This is a genomic window from Kitasatospora sp. NPDC030952 (genome assembly GCF_055571335.1).
The window spans coordinates 188,895-204,882 of the sequence record NZ_JBVIFM010000001.1 but is presented as its reverse complement, the minus strand read 5'-3'; the positions used below and the strand labels follow the sequence as shown (position 1 = coordinate 204,882).

Here is a 15,988-nt window from a genome sequence, read left to right as displayed (position 1 = left end):
CCGGACCCGGTAGGGGAGACGGGCGGCAGGGACTTGACCGGAGGGGCACGGCACCGTGTCGACCGTACACAGCTCGCCCGACAGCGGGCTCCAGAGTCCGACCGCGCCGCCGGGGCCGCCGGGCCCGCCCGCTGACGGACGGCCGCGCCGCAACCCGTTGGTGCTGGCCGGCGGACTCGCCCTGTCCTGGCTGGTGCCGGCCGGGCTGGTCGCGGTGCACCTCGGGGTGGTGCTGCTGCCGCTGCTGCTGCTCGCCATAGCCGCAGTGATCCGGGTCGGCGGTGTGCTGCTCGACCGGCTCTTCGTCGCCGGGCTGATCCTGGCCGGGTCGGTGCTGACCTTCGGTCTGGCCTTCTCGCTCTGGCCGTGGGGCCTGTCGCCGGTCGCCACCAGCGGCCTGATGTTCACCGTGCTGACGACGGCCGCCTGGGCCGCCCGGCGCTCCCCCCGGCTGCCGCTGCGCTTCCGCTGGTCCGACCTGCTGGTGGTGGGCACCTTCGGCGGGTTCTGGCACTACCTGTACCACCCGATCGCCGGGGCGTCGGCGGCCGAGCGGGTCGCCTACCTGGCCACCGCCGAGGACCGGCTCTCGCACTTCTCGTTCTTCTCCGGCATCGAGGGCGTCGGCGGCTTCAACTTCCTCCACCAGGGGGCGGCCAAGGCGTACCTGATCCCGCCGTCCGAGGTGACCTACCCGCAGGGCTCGCACTTCCTGCTGGCCTGGACCGACACGCTGGTGCACTCCGCCGCAAACCCCGGCGACATGCTCCAGACCATGAACCGGTACCTGCTGTACCTGCTGGTCGCGTACGCGCTGTTCTGCACGGCGCTGGTCTGGGCCGCCCGCTGGATCGGTGGGCCGCGACTGCGCGGCTGGCAGGCCGCCGCGGTGTGCGCGAGCGTCGCGTCGATCATGTTCGCCAGCAACTACCTGGACCTCCTGGTCCACGGCTTCGACTCGACCTTCATCGGCCTGCTGCTGATCGCGCTCGCGCTGGCGGTGCTGGTCCGGCCGGCGATGGGGCGCACCGAGTTCGTGCTGGCCGCCTCGGCCGGGCTGATCACCGTCACCTACACCTACAACATCTACGGCGCGTTCGTCGGCGTGGCCCTGCTGGGCGCCCTGGTGGTGCACCGGCGCCGGTTCGCCGGGCGCTGGTGGTGGACGCTCGGCGCGCTGGCGTGCGCGCTGGGCGTGGCCGCGCTGCCGAGCGTCCTGTCGGTGTTCGGCAACCTGAACGTCGCCGACGCCTCGAACATGAGCGGCCCGAGCGTCGCCGCGGACCGCTCGGTCCTGATCGGCGGCGGGCTGCTCGGCCTGCTGGCGGCGGCCATGCCGCGCAACCGCCGGACCGCCACCGGCCAGGCCCACCTCGCGGTGCTGCTCGGCACCGGCGGCCTGCTCACCGCCTTCGCCGCGTACCAGCTGCACAGCATCGGGCGGTACTCGTACTACTTCCACAAGATGACGGCCGTGGGCGTCGTGGTCGCCCTGATCTCGCTCGGTGCCGTCGGGACCTTCCTGCGGACGGCGTCCCGGGGGAGCGGCCGCACGCTGACCCGGCGCCTGAACGAGCTGGTGCTCTCCGGGCTGGCCGTCGCCGCCGCGCTGAGCCTCTTCGCCAACGTGCAGTGGGGCTTCCTGGCCACCAAGGACAACCCGTCGGCCTGGTCCGGCAACCCGCTGGTGGCCTGGGGTCGCGGCGAGTACGAGAGCGACATGGGTCCCAAGGGCATCGAGGCGCTGGCCCCGCTGCGCGGCACCGGCGGCCCGGTGATCGCCCTCGTCTCCAACGACGACTACAAGAACCTGAAGGCCACCTGGCTCGCCTCGCTGCTGAACCGGCGCGGCGGCGACATGAAGGCGTTGTACGACATCCACTGGGTGGACATCGGCGGGCCGCAGGTGAAGGAGGAGGACTACCAGCGGTCCTTCGGCCGACTGAAGGGAGCGATCGAGCAGCTCCCCGCGCCGCACCCGCCGGTGACCATCCTGACCGCCGACCAGTCCGTGGGCGACCGGATCAAGCGGGACCTGGCCAAGCAGGGCCTGGCGGTCAATGTGCGGAGCGATCCGGGCCTGCTCTGGACCCAGCCGTGGGGCCGTACCTTCCCCGGCGTCTGAGTCGTCGTCGGGGAAGGGGTCCGTGCGCACCGAGCGTTCACGGCCACCCGCTACTATTCACAGCAATCGCACGGCCTGGCCGGCCTCGTGCGGAGACGTGTGGCAAGGCCGGCCGGTGAATTCGGTGGTCATGTGATGAAGAACCCGATCGCCAGACTGCTGGGGGTGCTCCCCCCGGGGGCGCGGCTCGTGGTCGGTGGCACGGTCGTGCTCGGAGCCTCGGCGTACGTCTACATGGCGCTCGTGGGCTACAGCCTGAGCACTGTGGGCGCGGCCAGGGTGACGATGCTCTGGACCATCGTGATGTCCGTGGGGTGGGGACTCTTCCAGCCCGTGGAGCTGGAGCTGACCCGGCTGGTGGCCGCCCGGAAGGTGGCCGGGCACGGATCCCTGCCCGCGGTGCGCCGGATGCTGCTGCTCGCGATGGCGATCCTGGTCGCGGTGTGCGCGGTGCTGGCGGTCGCCGCCCGCCCGATCGCCGACCAGCTGTTCAGCGGCGACCGGACCCTGGTGGTCGCGCTGGCCGGCGGCCTGGCCGGCCTCGCGGTGAGCTCGGTCGCCCGTGGCGCGCTGGCCGGCCTCGGGCTGTTCGGCCCGTACGGCACCCAGCTGGCGGTCGACGGCGGGCTGCGGATCGGGTTGGCCGCGCTGGCCGCGGCGGTCGGCCTGCACTCGGCGCTGGCCTTCGGCCTGATCCTCTTCGTCTCCCCGCTGGTCGCCTCGCTGGTCGGCCTGCGCGACACCCTCGCCGACCGCACCCCCGGCCCGGAGGTGTCCTGGAAGCAGCTGACCAGCGGCCTCGGCCTGCTGATCGCCTCGGTGATGCTCAGCCAGCTGGTGGTCAACGCGACCGTGGTCTGCGTGCGCCTGCTCTCGCCGAAGCACTCCGAGGCCTCCGACGCGCTGGTCTTCGCGGTCGGCCAGGCCGTGGTGATGGCCCGGGCGCCGCTGTTCGCCTACAGCGCCCTGCAGGCCTCGATGGTCTCCGCGCTCTCCGGTGCCGCCGCGGCCGGCGACCACGCCGAGTTCCGCAAGGTGCTGACCCGCACCACCGCTATCGTGGCCGCGATGTGCATCGGCGGCGGCCTGCCGGTGATCGTGCTCGGCTCCAAGCTCAACCCGCTGCTCTTCAACGCCAAGGACGTGCTCGGCCCGCTGGACTTCACCTGGCTGGTGTTCGGGACGCTCTGCTACGTCCTCGCGACGGTCTTCGGTCAGGCCCTGATGTCGAGCGCGCAGCACCGCCGCCAATTGGTGGGCTGGACGGCCGGTTCCGTAGCATTGGTGGCTGTCGCGCTCGCTCCGGGTGCCGTCGGCCTCCGCGCGGAGCTCGCGTACCTGGCCGGCTCGCTGGTCAGTGCCGTACTGATGCTGTGGTCGCTGTACCGCGCGTTCCCCTCCCGCCCCGTCGCCGACCCGGCCGACCGGACCGCAGCAGAGCCGCTGCGGACCTCCTGAGGTACGGGGGCCCGATGCGATCCATCACCGATAGACAGACCCGAGGCACGGGCTGCCGTGCCGTTCGCCAAGCATGGAGCACCTGTGTCCGAGTATGACAACGTCTGGCTGGTGATCCCGGCCTACAACGAAGGCCAGGTGATCGCCGAGGTCGTGGAGGGGGCTCGCAAGACCTTCCCGAACATCGTGGTGATCGACGACGGCTGCACCGACGACACGGCCCAACACGTCATGACGACCGGCGCCCACCTGGTGCGGCACCCGGTCAACCTGGGGCAGGGTGCCGCGCTCCAGACCGGTCTGAAGTACGCGCTGTCGCAGGAGGGCGCCGAGTACTTCGCGACCTTCGACGCGGACGGCCAGCACCAGACGGCCGACGTCGAGAAGATGGTGGCGCTGCTCCGCGAGGGCGAGGCCGACATCGTGCTCGGCTCCCGCTTCATCGAGCAGACCGGCCAGGTGCCGTGGATCAAGCGGGTGGTGCTGCGCACCGCCGCCGCGGTCAGCCCGACCGCCCGCAAGCTCAAGCTCACCGACGCGCACAACGGTCTGCGGGTGATGAACCGCGAGGCCGCCAGCCGGATCAAGATCACCATGAACGGCATGGCGCACGCCTCGGAGATCGTCTCCTTCCTCGCCGGCTCGGACCTGCGGGTCGCCGAACTCCCGGTCGACATCCTCTACACCGACTACTCGCGCGCCAAGGGCCAGTCCCTGATCAACGGCGTGAACATCCTCTTCGACATCTCGCTGCGGGAGCGTAACGGCCGATGAACCACCTCTGGATCCAGCTCATCCTCGTCGTGGCGGCCGTCGTCATGGCGCTCGTGTTCGTCTGGCGCTGGGACAAGGCGAACACCCGGGCGTGGAAGCGCATCGCCTTCACGCTCTTCGTGATCGTCAACGTCGTCGCGATCCTCTGGCCGAGCGGCGTGACCAAGCTGGCCACCGCGCTGGGCGTCGGCCGCGGCACCGACCTGGTGCTCTACCTGATGGTCATCGCCATGGGCTTCCTGACCCTCAACACCTACCTGCGCTTCCGCTCGCTGGAGAAGAAGCTCACCGACCTGGCCCGCACCGTGGCCATCACCGAGGGCGTCCGCCACAACAACGACCGGCTCAACGTCCCGGTCAGCTCCGACCACTGAGACGGACCTCGCGAACGGCTGAGGGCCGGCACCCCCGACGGGGGTGCCGGCCCTCAGCCGTTCGGCGGCGGGATCAGCCCTGCGGTCGGCCGACCGGCGGCTTCGGGGCCCGGGGGTAGGGGTTGTCCTTCTGGCAGCTCAGCACCTGGTACTCGGGCTTCTGCTGGTTCTCCTGGTCCTTCCGGACCTTCGCGGCCTGGTCGTAGACGGCCGGGACGCCGGGGTCGATGCAGTCCTGGGCGGAGACGTACGGCGAGCAGCTGCCGTTCTGGCCGCGCAGGACCTGGGCGGAGTACGCGAAGTTGCCGGTGGCGTCGATGCGCGCGCTGGACTCGGGCATGTACCGGCTGCCGGTGGACGAGCCGGCCATGCCGAACAGCAGGCCGAGCGCGCAGAGCGTGGCGAGGGCGTACCGGCGGGGCGCGCGGGCGGTCGGGGTGGACCGGTCGTCGGCGGTGGTCCGCTGGCGCCGCTCCAGGAAGCGCTCGGTGCCGAGGAACAGTGCCAGGCCGGTGAGCACGATGAAGCAGTACAGCAGCTGCTGGTTGGTGCGCGGGTAGAGCATCACCGCCTGGTTCTTGTACATGTGGGCGGCGTACCAGTAGCGCATCAGGAAGGCGCTGGCAGCAGCCGCGGCGGTGGCCAGCACGACCGAGTTGCGCGGGCCGACCACGATGGCGGCGGCGCCCCCGATCAGCAGCACGATGGCGAACAGACCGACGCCGCCGATCTCGCCCGGCGGCGGCCAGGCGCCCAGCCCGAGGCCGCCGGGCACGTCGCTGCCCCACATCATGAAGTAGCTGGGCTCGGTGTAGACGTCGAAGTAGCAGTACCGGTCGACGGCCCCGCCGGCCGAGGAGAGGAACTTGGTGAGGTAGAAGCCGGAGACCGCGACGAAGGTGACGACGGTCGCGCCGATCAGCAGCAGGGCGGTGACGAAGGCGCCGGTGCCGTGGGTGCGCCACTGGCGGACGAGCAGGACGACGCCCATCAGCATCAGGCCGGCCGCGGACCAGACGAACCAGCCCGAGTACAGCAGGAACAGCAGGCCGAGCACGGCCCCGACGACGGCCCCCAGGCCGATGGCGCGGGCGCGGCTGAGCAACTGGGAGCGCTGGATCAGCTGGAGCAGCTTCGCCAGCACCGGCAGCAGCCCGACCAGGACGATCGTGGTGTAGGGCTTGTACGGGTCGGCCAGCGGCAGCGAGGCGGTGACCCCGATGCCCAGGGCCCACAGCGGGGGAAGGATCAGTCGCCAGGCGACGTAGGCCGTCGGTCCCAGCAGCGCGATGAAGACCAGGCTGACCATCTTCAGCGCGTGGCCGGGGTCGCTGTCGGTGAAGTGCTGGGTGTACCAGCCGAGCAGGTGCGGGAAGAGCGGCGGGTAGGTGTCGTCGATCGGCTGGCCGTGGATGAGGTTGAAGGCCCAGCCCTGGAGCACGCCGGAGTCGCCGCCCTGGCCGCCGAGCGGCCACGGGGTGCCGCGCAGCGCGAGCGCGACGGCGCCGGCGAGCACACCGCTGGAGAGGCCGGCGAATATCGCGGCGCCGAATTGCACCGGCAGTATCGACCACCGGCGCATGATGACCATCAGTACTCCGACGGTGACGCCCATCGAGATCAGCAGAATGAGCTGGAGCCCGGCGAGGCCGCTGACCTGACCGACACGAACCATCGGATCGATGTCGATGAATCGGGTCACCCAGGTCATGAGCATGGCAGCCGTGATCCCGATGACGCCCTCGGCCGCCAGCCACCACGCTGAACTCTCGCGCCGGTACATCCGTTGGGGCAGAGGGGGGAGCAATGGCTGTTCGGGCGACCGCTGAGGCCTGTCGGCACGGTGCGGAACGCTGATGGTCATCCTGGGAGGCCCTTCAGAACCCGGCTGTACGGGAGTTGGCATGTCGCACCGAAGATATCCTAGGGACCCCGGCCGGGCTCGCTCCGGTGGCGGATATTTAAATCGGCGAAAATCCGGACATTGCCAACTCCAATTCATTGCGCGGCCGTTCGGCGGATGTAATTCCGTTGCCCGGACTTTCCGGTCAGTGACGTACGCGAACCCGGCGGACGGCTCGACGGGTGGTTTCACGGACGGACCGGCCGACGCACCGGGGCGGCGGAACTGGTTGACTGGGCCCGTCCGGCGGCCGCAGCCGGGGCACCGAAGCATGATCCAGGACCAGGAGGTGCGGCGCCGTCATGAGCGTCGATTTCGTCATCCCGTACTACGGCGACCCGGAGTACCTGTTCGCCACCATCGACAGCATCCGGGCGCAGAACCAGCAGGACTGGCGGCTGACCGTGGTGGACGACCAGTACCCGGGCAACCGGGCGCTGGAGTACATCGAGAGCCTGGACGACGACCGGATCCGCTACGTGCGCAACGAGGAGCGGCTGGGCCCCAACGGCAACACCTACAAGGCGTCCACCCTGGCCGAGCGCGAGTTCGTCTCGATGATGGGTGCCGACGACCTGCTGGAGCCGAACTACCTGGACGTCGTGCTGGAGCGGCTGAAGGCCGACCCGGACGCGATCGCCTGCCAGCCCGGCGTGAAGGTGATGGACAGCGACGGGAACCTGGTGCCGTCGCTCGGCATCGGCGACAAGGTCAAGCGCCGGATCGCCGCCCCGGCCCGCAAGGCCGGCGTGATCAGCGGCGAGGCCGCGGTGAAGAGCCTGCTGTCCGGCAACTGGCTGTACACGCCGTCGCTCACCTACCGGCAGTCCGCGCTGTCGAAGATCCCGTACCGCCCCGACATCGACGCCGTGCACGACCTGGCGTTCATGGTCGACATGCTGATGGAGGGCGGCAACCTGCTGGTCGACGAGCGCGAGGTGTTCCGCTACCGCCGCCACCAGGCCAGTGACTCCTCGAACCGGGTCAAGGACGGCAAGCGCTTCGACGAGGAGCTGAAGTACTACACGCTGATCTCCAAGGAGCTGCGCGCCAAGGGCTGGAACGCCGCCGCCCGCTCGGCCGACCTCCACCTCTCCTCCCGGCTGCACGCCCTGATGGTGGCCGCCGGACGCCTCGGCGCGGGTGACTTCGCCCACGCCGGCGCCATGGTCGGCCGCGCCGTCCGCAGTAGCTGACCAGGCCCGGAACGGGCCGCAGCGGGATTCCGCCGGGAGCCGGGGGCCCCGGCGGAGTCCCTATCATGTCGGCTGATCCGTTCGCCGACCCCAACCCGCCACTCCACGCCGCTCACCGGACGTGGCGACGTACGGAAGTGACTGACATGACTGATCTGGCCACCAGCCCGGTCGGCGGCTCCGAGGCGGAGCCCCGGCAACCGGAGGGCGCGCTCGGCGCCCGCCTCGGGCGGATGGACGGCCTGCTGGCACGCCCCTGGGCGGTCCGTTCGGCCGAGGCCGTGGTCTCGGTCGTGGCGGCGTTCGCCTTCACGCTGCTCTGCACCCGCATCAACGTCAACCCGCTCAACCGGGTCGGCCAGGTCAGCGGCCTGGCCATGGTGCAGAAGTACGCCGCGGTGGTGGGCCTGCCCGTCCTGGCGGTGCTGCTGTACGCCGCCTACCGGGGCAGCCTGGCCCGCTACCAGCTGCTCCAGCGGCTGGTCTGCGCGGCCGTCGCCGGCCTGGCGACCGGCGCGGTCGCCGGCGGCATCGCGGTGGCGCTGCACGGCACGAACTGGGGCCTCGGCGGCCAGGAGGGCGACCCGGGCAACCTCATCGGCATGGCCAACGACATGCTGCGCGGCGAGGGCCTGCCCGGTGTCTACCCGCCCGGCTTCCCGGCGCTGCTGGCGGTCTGGGCGAAGCTCTTCCACGGCGGGATCGGCGGCGTCGGCTACGCCATGAAGGACGTCCAGCTGATCTGCAGCGCGCTGGTCGGCCCGATGGCGTACCTGTCCTGGCGGCTGCTGCTGCGCCCGTTCTGGGCGCTGCTGATCGCCGTCCCGTCCGCGATCCTGTTCCTGGACCCGATCCGGCCGTACAGCCACGTCACCATGCTGGTGATGGTGCCGATGCTGGCCGGGGCGCTGCGCGAGCTGCGCCGGGCGCACCGGCTGACCACCCGCTCCACGGTGCTGCGCGGGGTCGGCTTCGGCGTCTCGTTCGGCCTGATGTTCCTCTGGTACTCGGGCTGGTTCGTCTGGGCCGCGCCGGGCGTCCTCGTCCTGACGCTGTTCCTGGTGCCGTGGCGCAAGGGCGCCGCCCGGATCAAGCCGGTGCTGCTGTTCCTGGCCGTCACCCTGGTGAGCGCCGGCGTGGTCGGCGCGCCGCTGCTGTACGAGCTGGTGCGGCTGGGCGCCCAGGCCAAGGACCGGTACGCCTACCTCTCGGTGTACATCGACCCGGCGTACATCATGGGCTGGGCCTCGGACCGCACCGGCGACCTCACCTACCACAACTTCCCGTGGCGCGGTGAGCTCGCCGGGCAGAGCGCCTACACCCTGCTGCTGCTGGCCGGCGTCGCGCTGGCGCTCGGCCTCGGGCTGCGCAGCATCGCCGTCCGGACCACCGCGGTCACCCTGGTGAGCGCCTGGCTGCTGCGCTACTGGTTCGCCTCGCACCTGGCCCAGGCCAAGGCCGTCCAGCTGTACCCGCGCACCACCTGGATCATCCTGTACGCGCTGATGATCCTGGCCGTGCTCGGCCTGATGTTCGCCGTCCAGCGCGGCACGGGCTGGCTGCGGACGGTGCAGCGGGTCGGCACCGACGGCGGGCCGGTACCGCTGACCCTGCGCCCGGCGGTCACCGGCCGGCTGGTCGCGGGCGCGGTCTGCGCGGTGGCGCTGTTCGCCACCATGTCGGCCTCCTGGTCGGTGGACCGCTACATGCCGACCACGGACCCGAAGCTCCTCCCGAGCAGCGGCACCCAGAACGTCGACATGGGCATCGACGCCTGGCGCGCGCACATCCTGGTGAACGAGAACGGCAAGTGCCCCAAGTACGACCCGGCCGGCCCGCACGACTGCGCGCCGGTGAACAAGGGCCTCCACGAGTACAACAACGACCCGGACAAGGGTCAGTTGTGGTGCGCCAACGTGAGCGGCGACGAGTGGGCGACGGTCTGCGGCACCAAGCGTCCCTGGTGATCCGGGCCGCCGGCGGAGTCCGCCGGCGCTGACGGTCACCCGATCGGGGCCGGTGAGGTACGCCTCACCGGCCCCGATTGGCATCCGGGCTGCTCCATGTGGCAGTATGTCCAAGTTGCTCGGTTGAGTGCCGATGCTGCGCGCCTCCCGCCGGGAGGACTGGAAGCGAGTCCCATGTACTCGTCGTTCCCGTGATGGCCGTCAAGCGTGAGTTCTACGCCACGGCAGCTGCGGGGCGAAAGTACGGGAATCTTCCGGGAAGCGTGTGCGGGGCCTCGGCCCGGCGCCTCCCACCCCGAAAGTTGAAACCGACGAGCTTCTTCGCCGGTTTTTTGCAAGCGCCAGTGCGACACGCCCGAGCGCGGGGGTCGGAGGGTGGCCGTGAAGTGACTGAAGACAAAGGACTACTGAGTAGCCATGGCGGGACAGAAGATCCGCATCCGGCTCAAGGCCTACGACCACGAGGTCATCGACTCCTCGGCGAAGAAGATCGTCGAGACGGTGATTCGTACTGGTGCGCAGGTCGCGGGCCCGGTGCCGCTGCCCACTGAGAAGAACGTGTACTGCGTCATCCGCTCGCCGCACAAGTACAAGGACTCGCGCGAGCACTTCGAGATGCGTACTCACAAGCGTCTGATCGACATCCTCGACCCCACGCCGAAGACGGTTGACTCGCTCATGCGTCTCGACCTGCCGGCTGGCGTCGACATCGAGATCAAGCTCTGAGAGGCGCACCGAAGATGGCTAAGCAGATTAAGGGCATCCTGGGCGAGAAGCTCGGCATGACCCAGGTCTGGGACGAGAACAACCGGGTCGTCCCGGTGACCGTCGTCAAGGCTGGGCCCAATGTCGTGACCCAGGTCCACACCGCAGACAGCCCGGCCGGCTACGACGCCGTCCAGATCGGCTTCGGCGAGATCGACCCCCGCAAGGTGAACAAGCCCCTCGCGGGCCACTTCGCCAAGGCCGGTGTCACCCCGCGTCGTCACCTGGTCGAGCTCCGTACCTCGGACGCGTCCGAGTACACCCTCGGCCAGGAGATCACCGCCGAGCTGTTCGAGGCGGGTGTCAAGGTCGATGTGACCGGCACCTCCAAGGGCAAGGGCTTCGCCGGTGTCATGAAGCGCCACAACTTCCGGGGCCTCGGCGCCGGTCACGGTGTGCAGCGCAAGCACCGCTCGCCCGGCTCGATCGGTGGCTGCGCCACCCCGGGTCGCGTGTTCAAGGGCGTGAGGATGGCCGGCCGGATGGGCCACGAGCGTGTGACCACCCAGAACCTGACCATCCATGCCGTTGACGCGGAGAAGGGGCTGCTCCTGATCAAGGGCGCAATCCCGGGCCCGAACGGCGGCCTCATCCTCGTCCGCACTGCGGCGAAGGGGCTGTGAGGATATGAGCACCATTGACATCCTGTCGCCCTCGGGCGACAAGACCGGCAGCCTCGAGCTGCCGGCCGAGATCTTCGACGCGAAGGTCAGCGTTCCGCTGATGCACCAGGTCGTCGTGGCGCAGCTCGCTGCGGCCCGTCAGGGCACCCACAAGACCAAGTCTCGCGGCGAGGTCCGCGGTGGCGGCAAGAAGCCGTACCGCCAGAAGGGCACCGGCCGCGCCCGTCAGGGCTCGACCCGTGCGCCGCAGTTCGCCGGCGGTGGCGTCGTGCACGGTCCCGTGCCGCGCGACTACTCGCAGCGGACCCCGAAGAAGATGATCGCCGCCGCCCTGCGCGGTGCGCTCACCGACCGGGCCCGCCACAACCGCATTCACGTCGTCACCGGCGTGACCGCGACCGAGGTGCCGTCGACCAAGGCCGCCAAGGGCCTGTTCGGCAAGATCACCGAGCGCAAGAACGTCCTGCTGGTCGTCGAGCGCGAGGACGAGCTGGGCCTGAAGTCCGCTCGCAACCTGCCGCACGTGCACATCCTGGACGCCGGTCAGCTGAACACCTACGACGTGCTCGTCTCCGACGATGTGGTCTTCACCCAGGCCGCCTTCGAGCGTTTCGTGGCGGGTCCCGCCGCGTCCGCCAAGGCCGTGGCTGCTGAGGGCGAGCTCGAAGGGAGCGCCGCCTGATGGCTGCAGAGATCACGAGCAAGACGTTCACGGACCCCCGTGACGTCCTGGTGAAGCCGGTCATCTCCGAGAAGAGCTACAGCCTTCTCGACGAGAACAAGTACACGTTCATCGTGTCGCCGGGCGCCAACAAGACCCAGATCAAGCAGGCCGTCGAGGCGGTCTTCTCGGTCAAGGTCGAGGCTGTCAACACGATCAACCGTCAGGGCAAGCGCAAGCGCTCCAAGACGGGCTTTGGCAAGCGCAAGGACACCAAGCGCGCCATCGTGACGCTGGCCGAGGGCAACCGCATCGACATCTTCGGTGGTCCGGTCTCCTAACGGAGATCGTGATCGTCGATAAGGACGAGGACGAGAGAGCCAAATGGGCATCCGCAAGTACAAGCCGACTACGCCGGGCCGTCGTGGCTCCAGCGTGGCCGACTTCGTAGAGATCACGCGGTCCACGCCGGAGAAGTCGCTGGTTCGCCCCCTGCACAGCAAGGGCGGCCGTAACAACGCCGGTCGGATCACCGTTCGCCACCAGGGTGGCGGTCACAAGCGCGCCTACCGCGTGATCGACTTCCGTCGTCACGACAAGGACGGCGTGCCGGCCAAGGTCGCGCACATCGAGTACGACCCCAACCGCACCGCGCGCATCGCGCTCCTGCACTACGCGGACGGCGAGAAGCGCTACATCATCGCGCCGCGCGGCATCACGCAGGGCGACCGGATCGAGAACGGCGCTGGCGCCGACATCAAGCCGGGCAACAACCTGCCGCTGCGCAACATCCCGGTCGGTACCACCATCCACGCGGTGGAGCTGCGTCCCGGCGGCGGTGCCAAGCTGGCCCGCTCGGCCGGCTCCGGCATCCAGCTGCTGGCGCGTGAGGGCAAGATGGCGCACCTGCGCATGCCCTCCGGCGAGATCCGCCTGGTGGACGCGCGCTGCCGCGCGACCGTCGGCGAGGTCGGCAACGCCGAGCAGTCGAACATCAACTGGGGCAAGGCCGGCCGCATGCGCTGGAAGGGCGTTCGCCCGACCGTGCGTGGTGTCGCCATGAACCCGATCGACCACCCGCACGGTGGTGGTGAGGGTAAGACCTCTGGTGGTCGCCACCCGGTCTCGCCGTGGGGCCAGAAGGAGGGTCGCACCCGTCGCCCGAAGAAGGCGTCGGACGCTCTCATCGTGCGCCGCCGCAAGACCAACAAGAAGCGCTAGGAGCAGGTCAGATGCCGCGCAGTCTCAAGAAGGGCCCCTTCATCGACGGCCACCTTCTCAAGAAGGTGGACGCGCAGAACGAGGCGGGTACCCAGAACGTCATCAAGACCTGGTCCCGTCGCTCCGTGATCTTCCCGGCCATGCTTGGCCACACGATCGCGGTTCACGATGGTCGCAAGCACGTCCCGGTGTTCGTCACCGAGTCGATGGTCGGCCACAAGCTGGGCGAGTTCGCTCCGACCCGCACCTTCCGCGGCCACGTCAAGGACGACCGCAAGTCGAAGCGTCGCTAGTCGCCTGAGCTTCAGCGCCAGAACGACTCAATGACTTACTCCATTAAGGGGACAACCATGGAAGCCAGGGCCCAGGCGCGGTACATCCGCGTCACGCCCATGAAGGCCCGCCGCGTGGTGGACCTCATCCGTGGCCTTCAGGCCACGGAGGCCCAGGCCGTCCTGCGTTTCGCTCCGCAGGCCGCCACCGTGCCGGTGGGCAAGGTGCTCGACAGCGCCATTGCCAACGCCGCGCACAACTACAACCACTCCAACGTGGACGACCTCTACATCTCCGAGGCGTACGTTGACGAGGGCCCGACCCTGAAGCGGTTCCGTCCGCGTGCTCAGGGCCGTGCCTACCGGATCCGCAAGCGGACCAGCCACATCACCGTGGTCGTCAGCAGCAAGGAAGGGACCCGGTAATGGGCCAGAAGGTTAACCCGCACGGGTTCCGCCTCGGCATCAGCACGGACTTCAAGTCCCGTTGGTACGCCGACAAGCTGTACAAGGACTACGTCAAGGAAGACGTTGCCATTCGTCGCATGATGACGAAGGGCATGGAGCGCGCCGGCATCTCCAAGGTCGAGATCGAGCGCACCCGCGACCGCGTCCGCGTCGACATCCACACCGCTCGCCCCGGCATCGTCATCGGCCGCCGTGGCACCGAGGCCGACCGCATCCGCGGCGACCTCGAGAAGCTGACCGGCAAGCAGGTCCAGCTGAACATCCTCGAGGTCAAGAACCCCGAGCTGGATGCCCAGCTCGTGGCTCAGGGCGTCGCGGAGCAGCTGTCCTCCCGCGTCTCCTTCCGTCGTGCCATGCGCAAGTCGATGCAGGGCACCATGAAGTCCGGCGCCAAGGGCATCAAGGTCCAGTGCTCCGGTCGTCTCGGCGGCGCCGAGATGAGCCGCTCGGAGTTCTACCGCGAGGGCCGTGTGCCGCTGCACACCCTGCGCGCCAACGTCGACTACGGCTTCTTCGAGGCCAAGACGACCTTCGGCCGCATCGGTGTGAAGGTCTGGATCTACAAGGGCGACGTCAAGAACATCGCCGAGGTCCGCGCTGAGAACGCCGCTGCCCGCTCGGGCAACCGCCCGGCCCGTCCCGAGGGTGGTCGTCCCGCCCGCGGTGGCGAGCGCCGTGGTGGCGAGCGCGGTGGCCGTGGCCGTCGCCCCGCCGCTGCCGAGGCCCCCGCGGCCCCGGTCGCCGAGGCTCCGGCTGCCGAGAACACCGGAACGGAGGCCTGACTCCAATGCTGATCCCCCGTCGGGTCAAGCACCGCAAGCAGCACCACCCCAAGCGCCGTGGCGCTGCCAAGGGTGGCACCGAGCTCGCCTTCGGCGAGTACGGCATCCAGGCCGTCACCCCGGCCTACGTGACGAACCGGCAGATCGAGTCCGCTCGTATCGCCGTCACCCGTCACATCAAGCGTGGCGGCAAGGTCTGGATCAACATCTACCCGGACCGTCCGCTCACCAAGAAGCCGGCCGAGACCCGCATGGGTTCCGGTAAGGGTTCGCCCGAGTGGTGGATCGCGAACGTGCACCCGGGTCGGGTCATGTTCGAGCTGTCGTACCCCAACGAGAAGGTGGCTCGTGAGGCGCTGACCCGCGCAGCTCACAAGCTCCCGATGAAGTGCCGGATCATCCGGCGCGAGGCAGGTGAGAGCTGATGTCGGCCGGCACCAAGGCTGCTGACCTCCGCGAGCTGGACAACGAGGGTCTCGTTGCCAAGCTCCGTGAGGCCAAGGAGGAGCTGTTCAACCTCCGCTTCCAGGCGGCGACCGGGCAGCTCGACAACCACGGACGGCTCAAGCTCGTCCGTAAGGACATCGCGCGGATCTACACCCTGATGCGCGAGCGCGAGCTGGGCATCGAGACGGTGGAGAGCGCCTGATGACTGAGAACACCAACGAGACGCGCGGTTTCCGCAAGACCCGTGAGGGTCTCGTCGTCAGCGACAAGATGGACAAGACCGTCGTCGTCGCCGTCGAGGACCGCGTCAAGCACGCTCTGTACGGCAAGGTCATCCGCCGTACGAACAAGCTGAAGGCGCACGACGAGCAGAACGCCTGCGGCATCGGCGACCGGGTCCTCCTCGCGGAGACCCGCCCGCTGTCCGCGACGAAGCGCTGGCGCGTCGTCGAGATCCTCGAGAAGGCCAAGTAACGAAGTTGATGCGGTACGGCCGTATGTGCACCAGGTCCCTCGCGGGCGCTGGTGTGAGCAGCGGCCGGCCCGTCAGCTCTCGTTGACGATCAGGAGAAAGCTGTGATCCAGCAGGAGTCGCGACTGCGTGTCGCCGACAACACGGGCGCGAAGGAAATCCTTTGCATCCGCGTTCTCGGTGGTTCCGGTCGCCGCTACGCCGGCATCGGGGACGTCATCGTCGCGACCGTCAAGGACGCGATCCCCGGCGGTTCGGTCAAGAAGGGTGACGTCGTCAAGTGCGTCGTCGTCCGCACCGTGAAGTCGCGCCGTCGCCCCGACGGTTCGTACATCCGGTTCGACGAGAACGCCGCCGTCGTCCTCAAGAACACCGATGGCGACCCCCGTGGTACCCGCATCTTCGGCCCGGTGGGCCGCGAGCTGCGCGACAAGAAGTTCATGAAGATCATCTCGCTTGCGCCGGAGGTGCTCTAACCCA

At 69.3% G+C, this 15,988-nt stretch carries 19 protein-coding genes; 18 read left to right on the top strand and 1 reads right to left on the bottom strand.

The genetic code is table 11. The annotated features are described in order from the left end of the window. Positions 1-55: 55 nt before the first annotated feature. The 4 genes from ACZ47G_RS01000 (at position 56) to ACZ47G_RS00985 (ending at position 4,731) form a co-directional block, all read left to right on the top strand. The gene (locus ACZ47G_RS01000) at positions 56-2,125 is read left to right on the top strand and encodes a hypothetical protein (protein WP_465739337.1); all 2,070 of its coding nucleotides are present in this window, start codon (positions 56-58) and stop codon (positions 2,123-2,125) included. A gap of 135 nt (positions 2,126-2,260) precedes the next feature. Next, the gene (locus ACZ47G_RS00995; RefSeq protein ID WP_465739336.1) at positions 2,261-3,583 is read left to right on the top strand and encodes a hypothetical protein; all 1,323 of its coding nucleotides are present in this window, start codon (positions 2,261-2,263) and stop codon (positions 3,581-3,583) included. 84 nt (positions 3,584-3,667) lie between these two features. Beyond that, positions 3,668-4,357 (top strand): glycosyltransferase family 2 protein, encoded by a 690-nt coding sequence (locus ACZ47G_RS00990; RefSeq protein ID WP_380459348.1) that lies wholly within the window; start codon positions 3,668-3,670, stop codon positions 4,355-4,357. Continuing rightward, the gene (locus tag ACZ47G_RS00985) at positions 4,354-4,731 is read left to right on the top strand and encodes a DUF2304 family protein (RefSeq protein WP_465739335.1); all 378 of its coding nucleotides are present in this window, start codon (positions 4,354-4,356) and stop codon (positions 4,729-4,731) included. The genes ACZ47G_RS00990 and ACZ47G_RS00985 overlap by 4 nt, the downstream gene beginning before the upstream one ends. A gap of 73 nt (positions 4,732-4,804) precedes the next feature. Here the strand turns inward: ACZ47G_RS00985 and ACZ47G_RS00980 are convergent, their stop codons facing one another. After that, entirely contained in the window at positions 4,805-6,433 is a 1,629-nt protein-coding gene (locus tag ACZ47G_RS00980; protein ID WP_465739334.1) for a hypothetical protein, read from the bottom strand. Positions 6,434-6,936: 503 nt separating this feature from the next. Here ACZ47G_RS00980 and ACZ47G_RS00975 point away from each other — a divergent pair. The 14 genes from ACZ47G_RS00975 (at position 6,937) to rplN (ending at position 15,984) form a co-directional block, all read left to right on the top strand. After that, positions 6,937-7,830, top strand: coding sequence for a glycosyltransferase (locus tag ACZ47G_RS00975; RefSeq protein ID WP_465739333.1), 894 nt, complete (start codon positions 6,937-6,939; stop codon positions 7,828-7,830). Between the two features lie 146 nt (positions 7,831-7,976). Continuing rightward, positions 7,977-9,797, top strand: a complete 1,821-nt coding sequence (locus ACZ47G_RS00970) for a hypothetical protein (RefSeq protein ID WP_465739332.1) — start codon at positions 7,977-7,979, stop codon at positions 9,795-9,797. 417 nt (positions 9,798-10,214) lie between these two features. Further along, positions 10,215-10,523, top strand: coding sequence for a 30S ribosomal protein S10 (gene rpsJ, locus ACZ47G_RS00965; RefSeq protein ID WP_012785157.1), 309 nt, complete (start codon positions 10,215-10,217; stop codon positions 10,521-10,523). 14 nt (positions 10,524-10,537) lie between these two features. Next, positions 10,538-11,185, top strand: coding sequence for a 50S ribosomal protein L3 (rplC, locus tag ACZ47G_RS00960; protein ID WP_350503569.1), 648 nt, complete (start codon positions 10,538-10,540; stop codon positions 11,183-11,185). A 4-nt stretch (positions 11,186-11,189) separates the two neighbouring features. Next, the gene (rplD, locus tag ACZ47G_RS00955) at positions 11,190-11,867 is read left to right on the top strand and encodes a 50S ribosomal protein L4 (protein ID WP_380460880.1); all 678 of its coding nucleotides are present in this window, start codon (positions 11,190-11,192) and stop codon (positions 11,865-11,867) included. After that, positions 11,867-12,187, top strand: coding sequence for a 50S ribosomal protein L23 (gene rplW, locus ACZ47G_RS00950; RefSeq protein ID WP_030055819.1), 321 nt, complete (start codon positions 11,867-11,869; stop codon positions 12,185-12,187). The genes rplD and rplW overlap by 1 nt, the downstream gene beginning before the upstream one ends. Positions 12,188-12,230: 43 nt before the next feature. Continuing rightward, positions 12,231-13,067, top strand: coding sequence for a 50S ribosomal protein L2 (rplB, locus tag ACZ47G_RS00945; RefSeq protein WP_030393297.1), 837 nt, complete (start codon positions 12,231-12,233; stop codon positions 13,065-13,067). 11 nt (positions 13,068-13,078) lie between these two features. Next, positions 13,079-13,360, top strand: coding sequence for a 30S ribosomal protein S19 (gene rpsS, locus ACZ47G_RS00940; protein WP_030055821.1), 282 nt, complete (start codon positions 13,079-13,081; stop codon positions 13,358-13,360). Positions 13,361-13,417: 57 nt separating this feature from the next. Continuing rightward, positions 13,418-13,765, top strand: coding sequence for a 50S ribosomal protein L22 (rplV, locus tag ACZ47G_RS00935; protein ID WP_380460882.1), 348 nt, complete (start codon positions 13,418-13,420; stop codon positions 13,763-13,765). Further along, positions 13,765-14,589: a 30S ribosomal protein S3 gene (gene rpsC, locus ACZ47G_RS00930; protein ID WP_030055823.1), complete on the top strand. Its 825-nt coding sequence runs from the start codon at positions 13,765-13,767 to the stop codon at positions 14,587-14,589. Before rplV ends, rpsC begins: the two co-directional genes overlap by 1 nt. Positions 14,590-14,594: 5 nt before the next feature. Then, positions 14,595-15,014 carry a 50S ribosomal protein L16 gene (gene rplP / locus ACZ47G_RS00925; RefSeq protein ID WP_030055824.1) on the top strand — a complete coding sequence of 140 codons (420 nt, stop codon included), beginning with the start codon at positions 14,595-14,597 and terminating at the stop codon, positions 15,012-15,014. Next, on the top strand, positions 15,014-15,238 hold the full coding sequence (rpmC, locus tag ACZ47G_RS00920; RefSeq protein WP_049649042.1) for a 50S ribosomal protein L29: 225 nt from the start codon (positions 15,014-15,016) through the stop codon (positions 15,236-15,238). The genes rplP and rpmC overlap by 1 nt, the downstream gene beginning before the upstream one ends. Beyond that, complete coding sequence (gene rpsQ, locus ACZ47G_RS00915; RefSeq protein ID WP_110670527.1) at positions 15,238-15,510, top strand: 30S ribosomal protein S17; 273 nt, start codon at positions 15,238-15,240, stop codon at positions 15,508-15,510. The genes rpmC and rpsQ overlap by 1 nt, the downstream gene beginning before the upstream one ends. Positions 15,511-15,612: 102 nt before the next feature. Further along, entirely contained in the window at positions 15,613-15,984 is a 372-nt protein-coding gene (gene rplN / locus ACZ47G_RS00910) for a 50S ribosomal protein L14 (RefSeq protein ID WP_030393301.1), read from the top strand. Positions 15,985-15,988: the final 4 nt, after the last annotated feature.

Bases quoted from the DNA above. Each gene is read 5' to 3' on its own strand.
- rplD (WP_380460880.1), top strand. From the start codon at position 11,190: ATGAGCACCATTGACATCCTGTCGCCCTCGGGCGACAAGACCGGCAGC.
- rpsJ (WP_012785157.1), top strand. From the start codon at position 10,215: ATGGCGGGACAGAAGATCCGCATCCGGCTCAAGGCCTACGACCACGAG.
- ACZ47G_RS00995 (WP_465739336.1), top strand. From the start codon at position 2,261: ATGAAGAACCCGATCGCCAGACTGCTGGGGGTGCTCCCCCCGGGGGCG.
- rplV (WP_380460882.1), top strand. From the start codon at position 13,418: ATGGAAGCCAGGGCCCAGGCGCGGTACATCCGCGTCACGCCCATGAAG.
- rplP (WP_030055824.1), top strand. From the start codon at position 14,595: ATGCTGATCCCCCGTCGGGTCAAGCACCGCAAGCAGCACCACCCCAAG.
- ACZ47G_RS00985 (WP_465739335.1), top strand. From the start codon at position 4,354: ATGAACCACCTCTGGATCCAGCTCATCCTCGTCGTGGCGGCCGTCGTC.
- rpsQ (WP_110670527.1), top strand. From the start codon at position 15,238: ATGACTGAGAACACCAACGAGACGCGCGGTTTCCGCAAGACCCGTGAG.
- rplW (WP_030055819.1), top strand. From the start codon at position 11,867: ATGGCTGCAGAGATCACGAGCAAGACGTTCACGGACCCCCGTGACGTC.
- rpsC (WP_030055823.1), top strand. From the start codon at position 13,765: ATGGGCCAGAAGGTTAACCCGCACGGGTTCCGCCTCGGCATCAGCACG.
- rpmC (WP_049649042.1), top strand. From the start codon at position 15,014: ATGTCGGCCGGCACCAAGGCTGCTGACCTCCGCGAGCTGGACAACGAG.
- ACZ47G_RS00975 (WP_465739333.1), top strand. From the start codon at position 6,937: ATGAGCGTCGATTTCGTCATCCCGTACTACGGCGACCCGGAGTACCTG.
- rplB (WP_030393297.1), top strand. From the start codon at position 12,231: ATGGGCATCCGCAAGTACAAGCCGACTACGCCGGGCCGTCGTGGCTCC.
- ACZ47G_RS00970 (WP_465739332.1), top strand. From the start codon at position 7,977: ATGACTGATCTGGCCACCAGCCCGGTCGGCGGCTCCGAGGCGGAGCCC.
- rplC (WP_350503569.1), top strand. From the start codon at position 10,538: ATGGCTAAGCAGATTAAGGGCATCCTGGGCGAGAAGCTCGGCATGACC.
- rpsS (WP_030055821.1), top strand. From the start codon at position 13,079: ATGCCGCGCAGTCTCAAGAAGGGCCCCTTCATCGACGGCCACCTTCTC.